The sequence below is a fragment of the Ornithinimicrobium sediminis genome, from assembly GCF_021272345.1.
Taxonomy (GTDB): Bacteria; Actinomycetota; Actinomycetes; order Actinomycetales; family Dermatophilaceae; genus Ornithinicoccus; species Ornithinicoccus sediminis_B.
Genome location: NZ_JAJSDQ010000001.1, coordinates 605,788 through 620,467 on the forward strand (window position 1 = coordinate 605,788; position 14,680 = coordinate 620,467).

Below are 14,680 nucleotides of genomic sequence, written 5' to 3' on the forward strand. Positions count from 1 at the left end.
ACAGCCTCAGAACGCGTCGGCGCCCTGGGAGGGGCTCGTGCGGTTGGCCACGATGACGCGTCGCATCACCTCGCCGACCACCTCGAGCTCCCCGGGGGACATCAGGTCCACCAGGCCGGCGCGCACGCTGGCCACGTGGATGGGGGCCATGGTGTCCAGCAGCGCCTGGCCTGCGGCGGTCAGATGCAGGTCGACCCCGCGGCCGTCCTCGCGGATCCTGCGACGCTCGACCAGCCCCAGCCGCTCCAGCCGGGTGGCGGTGTGCGTCAGCCGGCTGCGGGACTGCACGACGCGGTCGGCCAGCGCCGACATGCGCAGCCGTCTGCCCGGGGCCTCGGAGACCATCGAGAGGATCTCGTACTCCCCCATCCGCATCCCGTGCTGCGCCAGTGCCGCCTCCAGGGCCTCCGTCAGCAGGTAGCTCCCGCGCAGGAAGGCCCGCCAGGTGGCCTGCTCCAGCTCGTCGAGCCAGGGCACGTCGTCGCCGCGCGGGGAGGCCGGGACGACGGCCGGACCGGCGCCGTCGTCACTCATGAGGGGTCCCGGCCGGCGAGCAGCCGTGCGGCTACCTGCGCGTAGTAGGTGAGCACGACCTGGGCGCCCGCCCGGTGGACGGCGGTGAGGGCCTCCAGCACGGTGCGGTCCCGGTCCAGCCAGCCCAGGCGGGCCGCGGCCTCGATCTGCGCGTACTCCCCCGAGACCTGGTAGGCGGCGACCGGGACGTCGCTCACGGCCGCCACATCGCTGAGCACGTCCAGGTAGGGCAGCGCGGGCTTGACCATGACCATGTCGGCGCCCTCCTCCAGGTCCAGCCGCAGCTCGCGCAGCGACTCGGTGCGGTTGCCCGGGTCCTGCTGGTAGGTCGCACGGTCGCCGCGCAGGGTCGACCCGACGGCCTCGCGGAAGGGGCCGTAGTAGGCCGAGGCGTACTTCGCGGTGTAGGCGAGGACCGCGACGTCCTGGTGGCCCGCGGCGTCGAGGGCCTCACGCACCACCCGCACCTGGCCGTCCATCATCCCGCTGGGTCCCACCACGTGGGCACCGGCACGGGCCTGGGCCACCGCCATGTCGGCATACCGCCCGAGGGTGGCGTCGTTGTCGACCGCACCGTGCTCGTCCAGCACGCCGCAGTGACCGTGGTCGGTGAACTCGTCCAGGCACAGGTCGGCCATGAGGACGGTGCTGTCACCGAGCTCGGCACGCAGGTCGGTCAGGGCCACGTTGAGGATGCCGGCAGGGTCCGTGCCGCCCGAGCCGGTGGCGTCCCGGTGTCGGGGCACCCCGAAGACCATGATCCCGCCCACGCCGGCGGACACCGCGTCGGTGGCGGCCCGGAGCAGCGAGTCACGCGTGTGCTGCACGACGCCGGGCATCGAGGTGACCGGCACCGGCTCCTCGATGCCTTCGCGGACGAAGACGGGCAGCACGAGGTCGGCGGCCGAGAGCCTGGTCTCCCGGACCAGCCGCCGCATCGCGGGGGTGGTCCGCAGCCGACGCGGGCGGTGGTGTGGCAGCGGGATGCTCACGCCCGGGCCTTGGCGGCGCCACGACGCCCCGCAGGCCGTCGCTGGCTCGGGCGCAGGACCTCCTCACCGGCCTCGGTGGCCGCGTCGGCCAGCTCCTGGGCGTGCGCGGCCAGCGCGTCGACCAGCGCGTCCGAGGACGCCTCCGGCGCGACGACGTCGACCCTCAGCCCGTGCTCCTCGGCGGTCCGGGCCGTGGCCGGTCCGATGCAGGCCACGACCGTGCAAGGGTGCGGCTTGCCCGCGATGCCCACGAGGTTGCGCACCGTGGAGGAGGAGGTGAAGCAGACGGCGTCGAACTCCCCTCCCTTGATCGCCTCACGGACCGGCGCCGGCGGCGGGGTGGCCCGCACCGTGCGGTAGGCGGTGACGTCGTCGACCTCCCAGCCCATCTCCTGCAAGCCCGCGACGAGCGTCTCGGTGGCGATGTCGGCGCGCGGCAGGAAGACCCGGTTGATGGGGTCGAGCACCTCGTCGAAGGGCGGCCAGACCTCGAGCAGGCCGCGCGCCGACTGCTCCTGGTCGGGCAGCAGGTCCGGCTCCAGGCCCCACTCGCGCAGCGCCTGCGCAGTGACCCCGCCGACGGCGGCGATCTTCAGCCCGGCGAACGCCCGGGCGTCGAGCCCGACCTCGACGAACTTCTCCCGCACCGCACGGACGGCGTTGACCGAGGTGAAGCCGATCCACTCGTAGCGACCGGTCACCAGCCCCTTGATGGCCTTGTCCATCTGCTGTGGGGTGCGGGGAGGCTCGACGCTGATGGTCGGGACGACGGAGGAGGACGCGCCGTAGGAGGCGATCCGCTCGCACATCGGGCCGGCCTGGTCCTTGGTGCGCGGCACCAGGATGTTCCAGCCGAAGAGCGGCTTGGTCTCGTACCAGGACAGCTCCTCGCGCAGCGCGACCTGCTCACCGACCACCGCGACGGTGACGTGGGCCAGCGGCTCCTCGCGCAGGGCGTCCAGGGCCTGGGCCAGGGTCAGCACCGTCGTGTGCTGGGTGACCGTCGTGCCGTGCTCGGTCAGCGCCACCGGCGTCTGCGGGTCGCGCCCGGCGGAGGCGAGCCCGCTCAAGGCCCGATGCAGGTCCGTGGCCGCTCCGAGCACCACGACGGTGATGTCGTCGGCCACCGAGAGCGACCAGTCCGTGCGGCCGTCGCCGGCGTTGATCGTGTGCAGCTCGCGCACGCCCCGGCCGGTGAGCGGGACCCCGGCGTAGGCCGGCACCGACCAGGCCGTGCTGACACCCGGGACGATCTCGAAGGGGACACCTGCCTTGCTGCACGCGAGCGCCTCTGTCGCCAGGCCGCTGAAGGCGCTGGGGTCGCCGTTCATCAGCCGCACCACGAGGACCGAGCGGTCCTCGAAGCGACGTGCCGTGCGCACGACGAGCTTGGCGCGGGAGGAGGGGGTGAGGTGCTTGCCGCTGGACGTGTGGTGACCGTCGACCAGCTCGGCACCCTCCTTGGTGAACCGGGCGACCTGCTCGGCGCAGTGCAGCGAGTCGAGCAGCACCACGTCGGCCGTCGCCAGGTAGTCACGGGCCCGGACGGTCAGCAGACCCGGGTCACCGGGTCCTGCCCCGACGAAGGCCACCCTCGCCGAGGGGACAGCGCCGGCGGCGCCAGGGGTGGGGGCGGCGATGTGGGTGCTCACGAATCACGCTCCGTAGTGGGGGCCGACGGCGAGGTCCCGGAGGGCTCGTCGGCGGCGATGCGGTCCAGCAGGTCCTCGGCCAGGGCCCGGCCGAGCGCGACCGGGTCGGACCCGGTCCTCGCGTGGCGCAGCGACCTGCCGCGCTGTGCCACGAAAGCAGTGAGCACCAGGCCGGTCGGGCCCGGGTGGGCGTGCGCGCCGATGGGAGCCGTGCAGCCGGCCTCCAGCCACTGCAGCAGGCTGCGCTCGGCGGTCACGCAGGCGCGGGTGTCGGGGTCGTCGAGACCGGCGCAGGCAGCCAGCACCTCGGCGTCGTCCGTGCGGCACTCCACCGCCAGGGCGCCCTGCCCCGGCGCCGGCAGCATCTGCTCCAGGTCGAGCAGCTCGGCCGCCTCGTCGATGCGACCCAGCCGCCGCAGCCCCGCCGCAGCCAGGACCACGGCGTCGACCTCGCCGGAGTGCACCTTCGCGATGCGGGTGCCGACGTTGCCCCTGATGTCGACGACGCGCACCTGGGGGGCGAGCAGCTGCACCTGCGCGGCGCGACGGGGTGACCCGGTGCCGACCAGGGCACCGGCGGGCAGCTCGGCCAGCCCGCGGCCGCCCCGGGTGACCACCGCGTCGCGAGGGTCCTCCCGCTGCGGCAGACCCACCACGGACAGCCCCGGCTCGGGGGCGACGGGCAGGTCCTTGAGGGAGTGGACGGCCAGGTCGACCTCGCCGGAGCGCAGCGCGGTGCGCAGCGCCGAGGCGAAGACGCCTGTGCCGCCGATCTGGGTCAGGGGGGCGAGGTTGACGTCACCCTCGGTGCGCACCTCGACCAGCTCCACGTCGTGGCCGGCCTGACGCAGCCGCTCGGCCACCCAGGTGGACTGGGTGGAGGCCAGCGCGCTGCTGCGGGTGCCGAGGCGCAGCACCCGGTGCGCCGGACGGTGCTCGGCCCCGGGCACGCACTGCTGCTCGGCGGGGGTGAGCGGCGGGGTGTGCCGCAGCGAGGAGGTCATGGCCGCACCCGCCTGCGGATGCGGGGAGGCGAGGTCACCGCGGCGACCTCGTGCGGGTCGAGGTCGAACAGCTCGCGCAGGGCATGGGCGTAGTCGCCGCTGGTCTCGCCCGACTGGAGCTCCTTGACCCGCACGGTGGGCGTGTGCAGCAGCTTGTCCACGACGCGCTGGACGGTGCGGCGCACCTCCGAGCGGGACGCCTCGTCGAGCTCGGGGAGACGCTGCAGCAGCCGGGCGTACTCCAGGTCGACGACCTCGTGCGCCCGGGCTCGCAGGGCCGCCACCGTCGGCGCCACGCGCTGCGCACGCCGGTCGGTGAGGTAGGCGGCGACCTCCGCGGTGACGAGGTCACGCACCTGCGCGACCGCCGACCCCTCGACGGCGTCGGCGACCGTGTCGCGCCGGCCTGCCTGGATCTCGCTGAGGCCCCAGACGTGGACCCCCGGGAGCCCGCCGACCTGAGGTGCCACGTCGCGCGGGAGGGCCAGGTCGATGACGACCAGAGGGGTGTCCACCGCGGCACGGGCACAGGCGACCGCGGGCACGTCCAGCACGTGGCCGACCGCGCCGGTGCACGAGACCACGAGGTCGGCCTGTGACAGCACGTGGGCGAGGTCGCCCCAGGCAGCCGCACGGCCCCCGTGCGCGTCCGCGAGCCGGGCCGCACGCTCGGCGGTGCGGTTGACCACCACCAGCTCTCCCACACCGGCGCGGGAGAGCGTCGCCGCCGCCAGGCCGGACATGGACCCGGCACCGAGGACGACGGCCCGGGCCGCGGACAGGTCGGGCAGGACGGTGCGAGCCCGTTCCAGGCCCAGACCGACGAGGGAGGCCGCGACCGCGTCGATCGCGGTCTCGGAGTGGGCCCGCTTGCCCACCCGCAGTGCATGCTGGAAGAGCGGGTTGAGCTGGGGGCCGACGTGCCCGGCGTGCTGCGCCACGGAGAGCGCGTCGCGGAGCTGACCGAGCACCTGGCTCTCCCCGACCGCCATCGAGTCCAGGCCGCAGGCGAGCGAGAACACGTGGCTGACGGCGCGGTCCTCGTAGTGCACGTAGAGGTGCTCGGTGAGCTCCTCCAGCCCGAGGGCGGTCGAGCGGCTGAGCTCCTCGCCGATGGCGGTCAGAGGGCCGTGGAAGCTCTCGGCCTCGACGACCACCTCCACCCGGTTGCAGGTGGCCAGCACCAGGCACTCGCTGATGCCCTCCGCGCGGCCCACGCGAGCGGCGAGGTCGATCGCTCCCAGCGGGCCGAGCGCCATCCGCTCGAGGACCTCGATCGGGGCGGTGTGGTGGGACAGGCCCACGACCAGCACGCTCATCCGGTCACCTCCTGGGGTCCAGGCGCGGCAGCCCGTCGCTGCTCGTGGAAGGCCAGGATCTGCAGCTCGGTGGCCAGGTCGACCTTGCGCACGGCCACGTCGGGCGGCACCGACAGGACGGCAGGGGCGAAGTTGAGCACGGAGCGCACGCCGAGGGCCACCAGCCGGTCGGCGACGTCCTGCGCCTGGTCGGCCGGGGTGGTGATCACCCCGATGGCGACCGGGGTGCCCGCCTCGTCGAGCTGCGTGAGGGTCTGCACGGTCAGCCCCTGGACGGTCCGGCCGACCACGGCCGGGTCCTCGTCGACCAGGGCCACGACCCGGAAGCCTCGCTCGCTGAACCCGCCGTAGGCCGCCAGCGCCCGGCCCAGGTTGCCCAGGCCCACGATGACGACCGGCCACTCCTGGGTGAGCCCGAGCTCCCCGGCGATCTGCGAGGAGAGCCGCTCGACGTCGTAGCCGACTCCCCGGACGCCGTAGGACCCGAGGTAGGACAGGTCCTTGCGCAGCTGCGCTGAGCGCACCCCCGCCGCGGCCGCCAGCTCCTCCGAGGAGATGGAGGTCGTGCCCTGAGCCGCACACGCTGTCAGTGCCCTGAGGTAGGCCGGCAGCCTCCCCACCGTGGCCTCCGGGACCCCGCGCCGGGCGGGTTCGGCCATCACGACAGCACCGACTCCTTCCGGTCGTCAGGGTGCATATACCAGAACGCCGGCAGAGCCGGCCGTTGACCCCCTCAGGGTAAAACTTTGTGAACGAAAGCACAAAGCCGTTGCAGGACCTCAGCCCCGGGTCAGTGCCTCGGTGAGGCGCTGCTCGTCGACGGCCCAGTAGTCGTGTCGCCGCCCGTCCACGAAGATGACCGGGACCCACTCCCCGAAGACGGGCACCAGCTCGGGGTGGTCGTCGACGTCGGCCTCCACCCATCCCGTGCCGGTGCGTTCGCACACCCTGCTGACGGCCACCCGTGCACGTTCGCACAGGTGGCAGCCCTGCCGGCCCAGCACGGTGACCCGCACCGGCCGGCCGGAGCCGTCGCGCTGGGGCAGGTCCGCGAAGGCGGGGGCCGCGTCGTGGGTCATGACCGCTCTCCCGGAGCTCTCGGGCACACGAACGGCGCCGGACCCAGTGCTGCGGGTCGGGCGCCGTGCGGGCAGGGTCGCGACGGGTGTCGCGACGTCACTTCTTGTTGCGACGCTGGTGACGCGTCTTGCGCAGCAGCTTGCGGTGCTTCTTCTTGGCCATCCGCTTGCGGCGCTTCTTGATCACAGAACCCATGTGTGAACCGTGTCCTTCGTCTCGGGGTGCATCGTCGAGGGCGATGCTCGGGGTCTCGCGTGGTGCTCGGTCCCGGTCGGGCCGTGGCCACGACGCGGACAAGTCGGCCCAGCCTACCTGCCAGTGAGGACGACCCTCAAACCAGGCCCACGGCGGAGCAGGCGGCCCGAAGGTCAGGCGGTGCCGTGGTAGGAGTCACGCAGGTAGTCGTTGACGGCCTGCTCGGGCACCCGGAACGACCGGCCGACGCGGACCGCGGGCAGCTCGCCGCTGTGGACCAGCCGGTAGACGGTCATCTTCGAGACACGCATGAGGGTGGCGACCTCCGCCACGGTCATGAAGCTCATCTCGGCCACCTGAGGGTCCTCGCCCATGAACTGTCCTGTCTCGTCGAATCGTGCAGACCTCACGACGCAGGGCGACGGAGTCCGGGTGTCTCCGGCAAACACTACGGCCAGATGGTGGTGTTGCGAAAGTGACAGAGTGCGACTGTCCAGCCGACACGCCGTACGAGCCAGGATGTGACGGGGTCGACTGGCAGGTGCAGCGGGGCACCGACGCCGGTCAGTCGAAGTAGGGGTCCAGGCCCCAGCCGGGGAAGATCGCCCGCCGGGTGGCCATGATCGCCATGTCGACCGGGTCCTCCGGGTGGTAGCCCTCCCGGAAGTTGCCGTACTCGATCGGCCGGCCACCCAGGTCCCCCATCCGTGGAGGAGCGACGGTGCCGAGCCGGTGCAGCACCATGGCCTGCCAGTCGGCGGGGGTCGGCTCGGTCAGCGACACCGGCGCGTGGGCGGCGATGGCGATGAGGTGGGACCACGCCCGGGGCACGACCTGCACGAGCTCGTAGCCGCCGCCCCCCAGGGCGACCCAGCGACCGCCGGTCACCCGGTGTGCCAGGTCGTGCACCCAGCCGTAGGCCGTCTTCATGCCGTCGATCGAGACGGCGAGGTGGGCCAGCGGGTCGGAGAAGTGGCAGTCGCACCCGTGCTGGGTGACGAGGATGTCCGGGGCGAACGCCTCGACGACGGCCGGCACGACCGCCTGGACGGCCCGCAGCCACCCCTCGTCGCCGGTGCCGGCGGGCAGCGCCACGTTGACGGCGGTGTCCGGAGCCTTCCGGCCTCCCGTGTCGCCGGGGAAGCCCGTGCCGGGGAAGAGGTCCTTCCCGCTCTCGTGGACCGAGACGGTCATCACCCTCGGGTCGTCCCAGAAGATCCGCTCCACCCCGTCCCCGTGGTGGACGTCGAGGTCGACGTAGGCCACCCGCTGGGCGCCGTGGTCGAGCAGCCACCGGATGCCCACGGCGATGTCGTTGTAGACGCAGAAGCCCGAGGCACGGTCGGCCATCGCGTGGTGCAGGCCGCCGGAGATGTTGACGGCGTGGCGGCACTCCCCCTGCCAGACCCCGCGACACGCCGCCACCGTGCTGCCGACCGCCAGGGAGGTGGCCAGGTGCATCCCCGGGAAGGCCGGGGTGTCCTCGGTGCCGATCCCGCGGTCGCCCCGGGCCAGGTCGGGACGCTCCGAGAGCCGCTTCACGGTCTTGATGAGCCGGCGGTCGTGCACCGTCGCCAGCAGGGCGTCGTCGGCGTGCTCACCGGGCACCACGCGGACCTCGCTGCCACCGAGGAGGCCCAGCTCCTGGCTCAGGGCGTGGGTCAGGTCCAGCCGGATGGGATGCATCGGGTGGCCCACCCCGAAGTCGTAGGCCGTGAAACGCTGGTCCCAGACGACATTGAGGCCGATCATGGACTCACGCTAGCCGACCCCCTGGTCGGCGGCGGGACCGACGACAGGGAGTGAGCGCATGACCAAGCACCGGTTGTTCGACGAGGACGTGCTGGTGATCGGCCTGGGGCGGTTCGGGGCGGCAGCGGCGCTGGAGATGGACCGGCTGGGCTACCGGGTGCATGCGGTCGAGACCAACAACGAGGTCGCCGAGCGCTTCTCGCGGCGCCTGCTGCGTGTGCTGTCGTTCGACTCCACGAACCCGGACGAGCTGCGCAAGGTGAAGCCGCAGGACTTCCGGGTCGCCGTCGTCGGCATCGGCAGCTCCGTCGAGGGGTCGCTGCTCACCGCCGGCAACCTGGTCGACGCCGGGGTCGCCTCAATCTGGGCCAAGGCGGTGAGCGCCGAGCACGCCCGGCTGCTGGAGCGGATCGGGGTGCACCACGTCGTCTTCCCCGAAGCCGAGGCCGGCGGCCGGGTCGCACACCTGGTCAACGACAAGATGGAGGGCTACATCGAGTTCGAGGACGGCTACGCGATCGTCAAGATGCGCCCGCCCCAGGAGATGATCGGCTTCAGCCTGCTGGAGACCGACATCCGCAAGCGCTACGGCGTGACCGTGGTGGGTCTGAAGGCCCCCGGGGAGGACTTCACGCACGCGCTCCCCGAGACCAAGGTCGGCCCGCACCACATCATGATCGTCTCGGGCCCGAGCAAGCTGATCGAGCAGCTGGCCAGCAGGCCCTGAGGCTCACAGGCTGGTCGGGATGTCCCCCGAGGAGGAGCCGAGCGGGAGCACCATCGCCATCTCCTCCGCGTCGTCGTCGTCGATGTCGACGCCCTTGATCTCCATCGGGCGGCGGTTGTCCGTGGGCCGGAAGCCGAAGCTGCTGGCGAAGGCCACGGCACGGCCGTTGTCGGTGCCCACCCAGTAGACCAGGTGCTTGAGCCCGTCCTCACGGGCCGCGCGGGCGCCGGCCTCGAGCAGGCGGCGGGCGACGCCGGTGCCACGCGCCTCCGGGGTCACCCACAGCCCGAACAGCTCGCCGACGGTGTCGCCCGAGGTGCCCTCGGTGCCGACGCTGGCCACCCCCAGCGCCTCGCCGTCACGCCCGGCGAGCAGGCGTTGGGAGCGCCGCATCCGAGCGCGCCAGCGGTCCTCGGAGTAGTCGGCCTCCTCCTCGGCCGAGGCCACGAATGCCTCGGGGGACTCACGCAGCGCCCGCAGCCGCACTTCGCGGTACTCGGCCCAGTCCTCTTCCGTCAGTCGGCGCACGGTGATCTCACTCATGCGCCCTACTCTTCCACAGACCTAGCGCGCTCCGGCGCTCCGCTCGGTGAACGTCCGGTGCCTCACCGCTCAGTCGGAGGCGGAGAGCTCTGCGGAGCGGCGGGCGGCGGCCTCCATGGCCGTGAGGAAAGCGGCCCTGACCTTATGGTCCTCGAGCGCACGCAGGGCGGCGACGCTGGTGCCACCGGGGCTCGAGACCTGCTCGCGCAGGACGGTCGGGTGCTGTCCGGTCTCACGGATCATGGTGGCTGCGCCGTAGAGGGTCTGGACGACGAGCTCGGTGGCGGTGGCACGGGGAAGGCCCAGCAGCACGCCTGCCTCGATCATCGCCTCCACGACGTAGAAGATGTAGGCAGGGCCGCTGCCGCTGATGGCGGTCACGGCGTCCATGTGCACCTCGTCGAGGGTGATGACCCGACCGACGGTCGCGAGCAGGCCCTCCGCCGCGGCGAGGTGCTCGTCGCTGCAGTGCCGCCCCCGCGCCAGCGCCGACATGGCCTCGTCCACCAGGGCCGGGGTGTTGGGCATGACCCGCACGACGGAGATGCCCTCGGGCAGGTGCCGCTCCAGGAAGTCGGTGCTGATGCCCGCGGCGATCGACAGCACGAGCGCGTGCTCCTCGACGTGGTCGCGGAACTCGGTGACCAGGGCGCCCATGTCCTGCGGCTTGACCGCGAGCACGACGATGTCGGCACCCACGACCGCCTCCACCGCCGTCGCGGCACGGACCCCGTGCAGCTCGGCGACCTCCTGGGTGCGGGCCGGCATCTTGTCGCTGATGACGATGTCGGCCCGGTCGTGGCCGGCGCGCACGAAGGCCGCGAGCAGCGTGCTGCCCATGACCCCGGCGCCCAGGATCGCGATCGTCACCGCGTCACCCGGTGGTCGCGACGGCGCGCAGGAAGAAGGCGAGGTTGGCCGGACGCTCGGCCATCCGGCGGACCAGGTAGCCGTACCACTCGTCGCCGTAGGGCAGGTAGACCCGCATCCGGGCGCCGGCAGCAGCGAGGCGACGCTGCTCGTCGGGTCGGATGCCGAGCAGCATCTGGAACTCGTAGGAGTCGGGGGTGCGGCCGTGGCGGTCCGCCAGGACACCGGCGATCTCGACGATCCTGGGGTCGTGGCTGGCCACCATGGGGTAGCCGTCGCCGGCCATCAGGATCTTGAGGCACCGCACGTAGGCCTTGTCGACCTCGGTCTTGTCCTGGTAGGCCACCGACTCCGGCTCCCGGTAGGCGCCCTTGCACAGGCGCACCCGGCTGCCCTCGTAGGCGAGGTCCCGGCAGTCCTGCTCGGTGCGGTAGAGGTAGCTCTGCAGCACCGCGCCCACCCACGGCCAGTCCTGGCGCAGCTCGCGCAGCACCGACAGCGTCGAGTCGGTCGTCGCGTGGTCCTCCATGTCGAGGGTCACCGTCGTGCCGGCGTTGGCGGCCGCCTGGCAGATCTGCCGGGCGTTGTCGAGGGCGACCTGCTCACCGTCCGCGCCGAGGGCCTGGCCGAGGGCGCTGAGCTTGAGGCTGACCTCGACCTCACCGCGGCCGGTCAGCCCCCGATCGGCGAGGGCGCTCAGCAGCTCGAGGTAGGCGTCACGGGTCTGCGTCGCCATCTGCAGGTCGAGGGTGTCCTCGCCGAGGTAGTCGATGGTCACCAGCCGGCCGGTGTCGCGCAGCTCTGCGGAGACCTCCACCGCCTCCTGCGTCGAGGCGCCGGCGACGAACCGGGCCACGACGTCGCGGCTCACCGGAGCCTTCTCCACCAGGGAGCGGAGCGCAGTGCTCCGGCTCGCACCGAGCAGCCCCTGCCGCATCCACGTTGCCGGGTCGACCACACCGAGATCCATGGGGCTCAGGCTACGACCTGCTCCCCTGACTGCCCACCCCGCCTCCCCCTCAGGGGGTCCGTCGCCGCAGCGTGAGGGCCCCGAGCGTGAGGGCGCCGAGGGCGAACGCCGCGAGCAGGGCGACGTCGGCCAGCGCCTCCGCACCACCGTCGGCCGACCGGCTGACGGCGTTCATCGCGTCCACGGCATACGACAGGGGAAGGACGTGGGAGACCGCCTCCAGCACGGCCGGCATCTGGTCGCGCGGCACGATGAGCCCGCAGAGCAGGAACTGCGGCAGCACGAAGGCCGGCATGAACTGCACGGCCTGGAACTCCGTGCGCGCGAAGGCGGAGGCGAACAGCCCCAGGGCGTTCCCCACCAGCGCGCTGGCGGCGGCGACCCCGACGAGGGCCCACGGCGAGCCCGCGACCTGCAGGCCGCAGACGCCGATCGCGAACGCCGTCGCGATGCCGGCCTGAGCCACGGCGACCATGCCGAACGCCACGGCGTAGCCCCCGAGGAAGTCGCCCTTGCCCAGAGGCGTAGCGAGCAGGCGCTCCAGGGTGCCCGAGGTGCGCTCTCGCAAGGTCGTGATGCTGGTGACCACGAACATGACCGTGAACGGGAAGACACCCAGCAGCGCCGGCCCGATGCGGTCGAACACCGGCCCGCCGTCGAAGACCCAGGCCAGGAGCCCGATGAGCACGCACGGCAGGAGGAGCAGCAGGGCCACCGTGCGGTGGTCTGCCCGCAGCTGCTGCACCACGCGCAGCGCCGTGGCGAGCGTCAGCCGCGGGGTCACGGGCCCGACCACCCGACAGGAGGCGGTGCGTGCTCGACCAGCTCGAGGAAGGCGTGCTCCACGTCCGGCGCCCCGGTGCGCTCCAGCAGGCCTGCCAGCGTGTCGTCGGCCAGCACCTCGCCGTGGCGCAGCAGCACCAGCCGGTCGCACCGGGTGGCCTCGTCCATGACGTGGCTGCTGACGAGCAGGGTGACCCCGGCCCCGGACAGCCGGCCGAACAGGTCCCAGAGGTCGCGGCGCAGCACCGGGTCGAGACCCACCGTCGGCTCGTCCAGCACCAGCAGCTCGGGCTCGCCGAGCAGTGCTGCCGCCAGGGAGAGGCGGGAGAGCTGGCCCCCGGAGAGCGTGCTCGCACGCTGTCCGACCTGGCCCCGCAGGCCGGTCTGCTCGACCACCTCGTCGACGGCCGGCCGGCCGGCCCCCATGACGGTGGCGAAGTAGCGCAGGTTGGCCCGCACGGTGAGGTCGCCGTAGACGCTGGGCGCCTGGGTCACGTAGCCCACCCGGCTCCGCAGCCCGGGTGCGCCGGCCGGCTGCCCGAGCACGGTCACCTCCCCCGCCTGCACGACCTGCACACCGACCACCGCACGCATCAGCGTGCTCTTGCCGCCCCCGCTCGGGCCCAGCAGACCGACCACCTGCCCTGCCGGGACGTCGAGGTCGACGCCGTGCAGGACCTCGCGGGGACCGCGCCGCACCCGCAGCCCGCGGGTCCGCACGGCCGGCTCCGAAGTATTCATCACGTAGTGAATTATACGCCGGTCGGACCCTCCGGCACCAGGTAGCACTGCAGGGTCGCCCCCAGCAGGGTCACCAGGTCCTCCGGCGAGGCGTCCACGAGGGCCGGCAGCTCCACGACATACCGCATGACCCCGACGCCCAGCATCTGCGCCGCCGCCAGCCCGGCCCGCGTGGCCTCGTCGGGCGAAGGGCGGTCGGGGCCCCCGTGCTGCGCGCGCCGGACCGCCACCACGATGCGCCCGAACACCTCCCCGGCGAGGAACTCGCGGATCATCCGTGCGGCGGCGTCATGGGCCACGGCCGATCGCACCAGGGCCACGAACTGAGGTCGGCGCGAGGGGTCGTCCCAGACGGCGAGGAAGGCGCGCACGGCGCGCTCCCCGACCAGCTCGGGGTCACCGACGACGATCCGGTCCACCACGGCCCTGGGGTCGACGCCGATCTGGACGACCTCGGCGAAGAGGGCGGCCTTCCCCTCGAAGTAGTGGTGCACGAGAGCGGGGTCCACCCGGGCCTCACGGGCGATGCCGCGCAGCGACGCACGGTCGTAGCCCTGCTCCGCGAAGGCGTCGCGGGCCGCGGCCACGATGTCCGCCCGGGTGTCCGCCCCGGCAGGGCGTCGCCCGCGGCCAGGGGTGCGGGGGGACGGGGCCCGCGGGCTCATCCGACCGGCATCGCCAGGTGCTGCCGGGCGAACGCGAGCGACTCGGCCAGGTCGGTCTCCCGCTGGGCCGGTGACACCTTGCGGGTGCTGACCTCCACGCTCACGATGCCGGTGAAGCCGGAGGAGGCCAGGTGGCGCAGCACCTCGGCGCACGGCTGGTCGCCCCGGCCCGGCACCAGGTGCTCGTCCTTGAAGCTGCCGAAGCTGTCGCCCAGGTGCAGGTGGGTGAGGCGGGGGCCCAGGAAGCGTGCCATGGCCACCGGGTCCGACCCGGAGGTCGCGGCGTGCGAGATGTCCAGCGTGACGTGCGCGTAGGCCTCGTCCGTCGGGTCGTGGTCGGGCAGGTATGCCTGCAGCTCCGACCCACCGGCCCGCCAGGGGAACATGTTCTCGACGGCGATGGGCATGCCGGTGCGGACCTCCCGCTCGGCCACCCCGTCGACGAAGCCCTCGGCGTACCCCCGCTGCCAGCGGAAGGGCGGGTGCACCACCACGCAGTCGGCGTCCACCGCCTGGGCCAGCTCGATGGACCGGTCGATCTTGCCCCACGGGTCCCAGCCCCAGAGCCGTTGCGACAGCAGCAGGGTCGGGGCGTGGATGGCGCCGATCGACAGGCCGTGCAGCTGGGCGAGCGCGCGCAGCGCCCCGGCCTCCTGGGTGACCGGGTCGGTCCAGACCATGATCTCGACGCCGTCGTAGCCGAGCCGCTCGGCCAGGTCGAAGGCGTAGGCGGCGTTCTCGGGGTAGACCGAGGAGGTCGACAGGTGGACCGGGATCGCGCCCGGGGACTCAGACACGGGTCGTGCCCTCCGGACGCTGTCGGTCGTTGACACCCAGCCGCATAGGTCTCAGG

18 protein-coding genes are annotated in these 14,680 nt (G+C 73.0%); 1 reads left to right on the top strand and 17 read right to left on the bottom strand.

Features of this window, described 5'->3' with window-relative positions:
* Nucleotides 1-6: 6 nt before the first annotated feature.
* From LVO85_RS02765 to LVO85_RS02810, 10 genes are all read right to left on the bottom strand, one after another.
* Nucleotides 7-534, bottom strand: a complete 528-nt coding sequence (locus LVO85_RS02765; protein WP_232745862.1) for a MarR family winged helix-turn-helix transcriptional regulator — start codon at nt 532-534, stop codon at nt 7-9.
* Nucleotides 531-1,526, bottom strand: coding sequence for a porphobilinogen synthase (gene hemB / locus LVO85_RS02770; RefSeq protein ID WP_332875400.1), 996 nt, complete (start codon nt 1,524-1,526; stop codon nt 531-533). The genes LVO85_RS02765 and hemB overlap by 4 nt, the downstream gene beginning before the upstream one ends.
* Nucleotides 1,523-3,178, bottom strand: coding sequence for a bifunctional uroporphyrinogen-III C-methyltransferase/uroporphyrinogen-III synthase (locus tag LVO85_RS02775; protein ID WP_232745863.1), 1,656 nt, complete (start codon nt 3,176-3,178; stop codon nt 1,523-1,525). The genes hemB and LVO85_RS02775 overlap by 4 nt, the downstream gene beginning before the upstream one ends.
* Nucleotides 3,175-4,182, bottom strand: a complete 1,008-nt coding sequence (hemC, locus tag LVO85_RS02780) for a hydroxymethylbilane synthase (RefSeq protein ID WP_232745864.1) — start codon at nt 4,180-4,182, stop codon at nt 3,175-3,177. The genes LVO85_RS02775 and hemC overlap by 4 nt, the downstream gene beginning before the upstream one ends.
* Complete coding sequence (locus LVO85_RS02785) at nt 4,179-5,501, bottom strand: glutamyl-tRNA reductase (RefSeq protein ID WP_232745865.1); 1,323 nt, start codon at nt 5,499-5,501, stop codon at nt 4,179-4,181. Before LVO85_RS02785 ends, hemC begins: the two co-directional genes overlap by 4 nt.
* On the bottom strand, nt 5,498-6,160 hold the full coding sequence (locus LVO85_RS02790) for a redox-sensing transcriptional repressor Rex (RefSeq protein WP_232745866.1): 663 nt from the start codon (nt 6,158-6,160) through the stop codon (nt 5,498-5,500). The genes LVO85_RS02785 and LVO85_RS02790 overlap by 4 nt, the downstream gene beginning before the upstream one ends.
* A 120-nt stretch (nt 6,161-6,280) precedes the next feature.
* Nucleotides 6,281-6,580: a glutaredoxin family protein gene (locus tag LVO85_RS02795; RefSeq protein WP_232745867.1), complete on the bottom strand. Its 300-nt coding sequence runs from the start codon at nt 6,578-6,580 to the stop codon at nt 6,281-6,283.
* Between the two features lie 97 nt (nt 6,581-6,677).
* Entirely contained in the window at nt 6,678-6,776 is a 99-nt protein-coding gene (locus LVO85_RS02800; RefSeq protein ID WP_003792170.1) for a 30S ribosomal protein bS22, read from the bottom strand.
* A gap of 173 nt (nt 6,777-6,949) precedes the next feature.
* A complete protein-coding gene (locus tag LVO85_RS02805; protein ID WP_232746181.1) occupies nt 6,950-7,150 on the bottom strand; it encodes a helix-turn-helix domain-containing protein in 201 nt (66 codons plus the stop codon).
* Nucleotides 7,151-7,340: 190 nt separating this feature from the next.
* Complete coding sequence (locus tag LVO85_RS02810) at nt 7,341-8,528, bottom strand: acetoin utilization protein AcuC (protein ID WP_232745868.1); 1,188 nt, start codon at nt 8,526-8,528, stop codon at nt 7,341-7,343.
* 58 nt (nt 8,529-8,586) lie between these two features.
* Here LVO85_RS02810 and LVO85_RS02815 point away from each other — a divergent pair, with 58 nt between their 5' ends.
* Entirely contained in the window at nt 8,587-9,255 is a 669-nt protein-coding gene (locus LVO85_RS02815) for a potassium channel family protein (RefSeq protein ID WP_232745869.1), read from the top strand.
* A gap of 3 nt (nt 9,256-9,258) precedes the next feature.
* Here LVO85_RS02815 and LVO85_RS02820 read toward each other — a convergent pair whose 3' ends face one another.
* The 7 genes from LVO85_RS02820 to LVO85_RS02850 form a co-directional block, all read right to left on the bottom strand.
* A complete protein-coding gene (locus LVO85_RS02820; RefSeq protein ID WP_232745870.1) occupies nt 9,259-9,798 on the bottom strand; it encodes a GNAT family N-acetyltransferase in 540 nt (179 codons plus the stop codon).
* 69 nt (nt 9,799-9,867) lie between these two features.
* A complete protein-coding gene (gene proC, locus LVO85_RS02825; protein ID WP_232745871.1) occupies nt 9,868-10,668 on the bottom strand; it encodes a pyrroline-5-carboxylate reductase in 801 nt (266 codons plus the stop codon).
* Nucleotides 10,669-10,672: 4 nt separating this feature from the next.
* Complete coding sequence (locus tag LVO85_RS02830) at nt 10,673-11,638, bottom strand: proline dehydrogenase family protein (protein ID WP_232745872.1); 966 nt, start codon at nt 11,636-11,638, stop codon at nt 10,673-10,675.
* Between the two features lie 49 nt (nt 11,639-11,687).
* On the bottom strand, nt 11,688-12,422 hold the full coding sequence (locus tag LVO85_RS02835; RefSeq protein ID WP_232745873.1) for an ABC transporter permease: 735 nt from the start codon (nt 12,420-12,422) through the stop codon (nt 11,688-11,690).
* Nucleotides 12,419-13,162, bottom strand: coding sequence for an ABC transporter ATP-binding protein (locus LVO85_RS02840; protein WP_232746182.1), 744 nt, complete (start codon nt 13,160-13,162; stop codon nt 12,419-12,421). The genes LVO85_RS02835 and LVO85_RS02840 overlap by 4 nt, the downstream gene beginning before the upstream one ends.
* Nucleotides 13,163-13,173: 11 nt before the next feature.
* Nucleotides 13,174-13,827: a TetR/AcrR family transcriptional regulator gene (locus LVO85_RS02845; RefSeq protein WP_232745874.1), complete on the bottom strand. Its 654-nt coding sequence runs from the start codon at nt 13,825-13,827 to the stop codon at nt 13,174-13,176.
* Complete coding sequence (locus LVO85_RS02850; RefSeq protein WP_232745875.1) at nt 13,824-14,624, bottom strand: sugar phosphate isomerase/epimerase family protein; 801 nt, start codon at nt 14,622-14,624, stop codon at nt 13,824-13,826. Before LVO85_RS02850 ends, LVO85_RS02845 begins: the two co-directional genes overlap by 4 nt.
* Between the last annotated feature and the right edge of the window lie 56 nt (nt 14,625-14,680).

Excerpts from the sequence above, each read along its gene's own strand:
- LVO85_RS02830 (WP_232745872.1), bottom strand. The coding sequence starts at position 11,638 with ATGGATCTCGGTGTGGTCGACCCGGCAACGTGGATGCGGCAGGGGCTG.
- LVO85_RS02805 (WP_232746181.1), bottom strand. The coding sequence starts at position 7,150 with ATGGGCGAGGACCCTCAGGTGGCCGAGATGAGCTTCATGACCGTGGCG.
- LVO85_RS02800 (WP_003792170.1), bottom strand. The coding sequence starts at position 6,776 with ATGGGTTCTGTGATCAAGAAGCGCCGCAAGCGGATGGCCAAGAAGAAG.
- LVO85_RS02795 (WP_232745867.1), bottom strand. The coding sequence starts at position 6,580 with ATGACCCACGACGCGGCCCCCGCCTTCGCGGACCTGCCCCAGCGCGAC.
- LVO85_RS02810 (WP_232745868.1), bottom strand. The coding sequence starts at position 8,528 with ATGATCGGCCTCAATGTCGTCTGGGACCAGCGTTTCACGGCCTACGAC.
- hemC (WP_232745864.1), bottom strand. The coding sequence starts at position 4,182 with ATGACCTCCTCGCTGCGGCACACCCCGCCGCTCACCCCCGCCGAGCAG.
- LVO85_RS02820 (WP_232745870.1), bottom strand. The coding sequence starts at position 9,798 with ATGAGTGAGATCACCGTGCGCCGACTGACGGAAGAGGACTGGGCCGAG.
- LVO85_RS02765 (WP_232745862.1), bottom strand. The coding sequence starts at position 534 with ATGAGTGACGACGGCGCCGGTCCGGCCGTCGTCCCGGCCTCCCCGCGC.
- LVO85_RS02785 (WP_232745865.1), bottom strand. The coding sequence starts at position 5,501 with ATGAGCGTGCTGGTCGTGGGCCTGTCCCACCACACCGCCCCGATCGAG.
- LVO85_RS02845 (WP_232745874.1), bottom strand. The coding sequence starts at position 13,827 with ATGAGCCCGCGGGCCCCGTCCCCCCGCACCCCTGGCCGCGGGCGACGC.
- LVO85_RS02840 (WP_232746182.1), bottom strand. The coding sequence starts at position 13,162 with ATGAATACTTCGGAGCCGGCCGTGCGGACCCGCGGGCTGCGGGTGCGG.
- LVO85_RS02790 (WP_232745866.1), bottom strand. The coding sequence starts at position 6,160 with ATGGCCGAACCCGCCCGGCGCGGGGTCCCGGAGGCCACGGTGGGGAGG.
- LVO85_RS02815 (WP_232745869.1), top strand. The coding sequence starts at position 8,587 with ATGACCAAGCACCGGTTGTTCGACGAGGACGTGCTGGTGATCGGCCTG.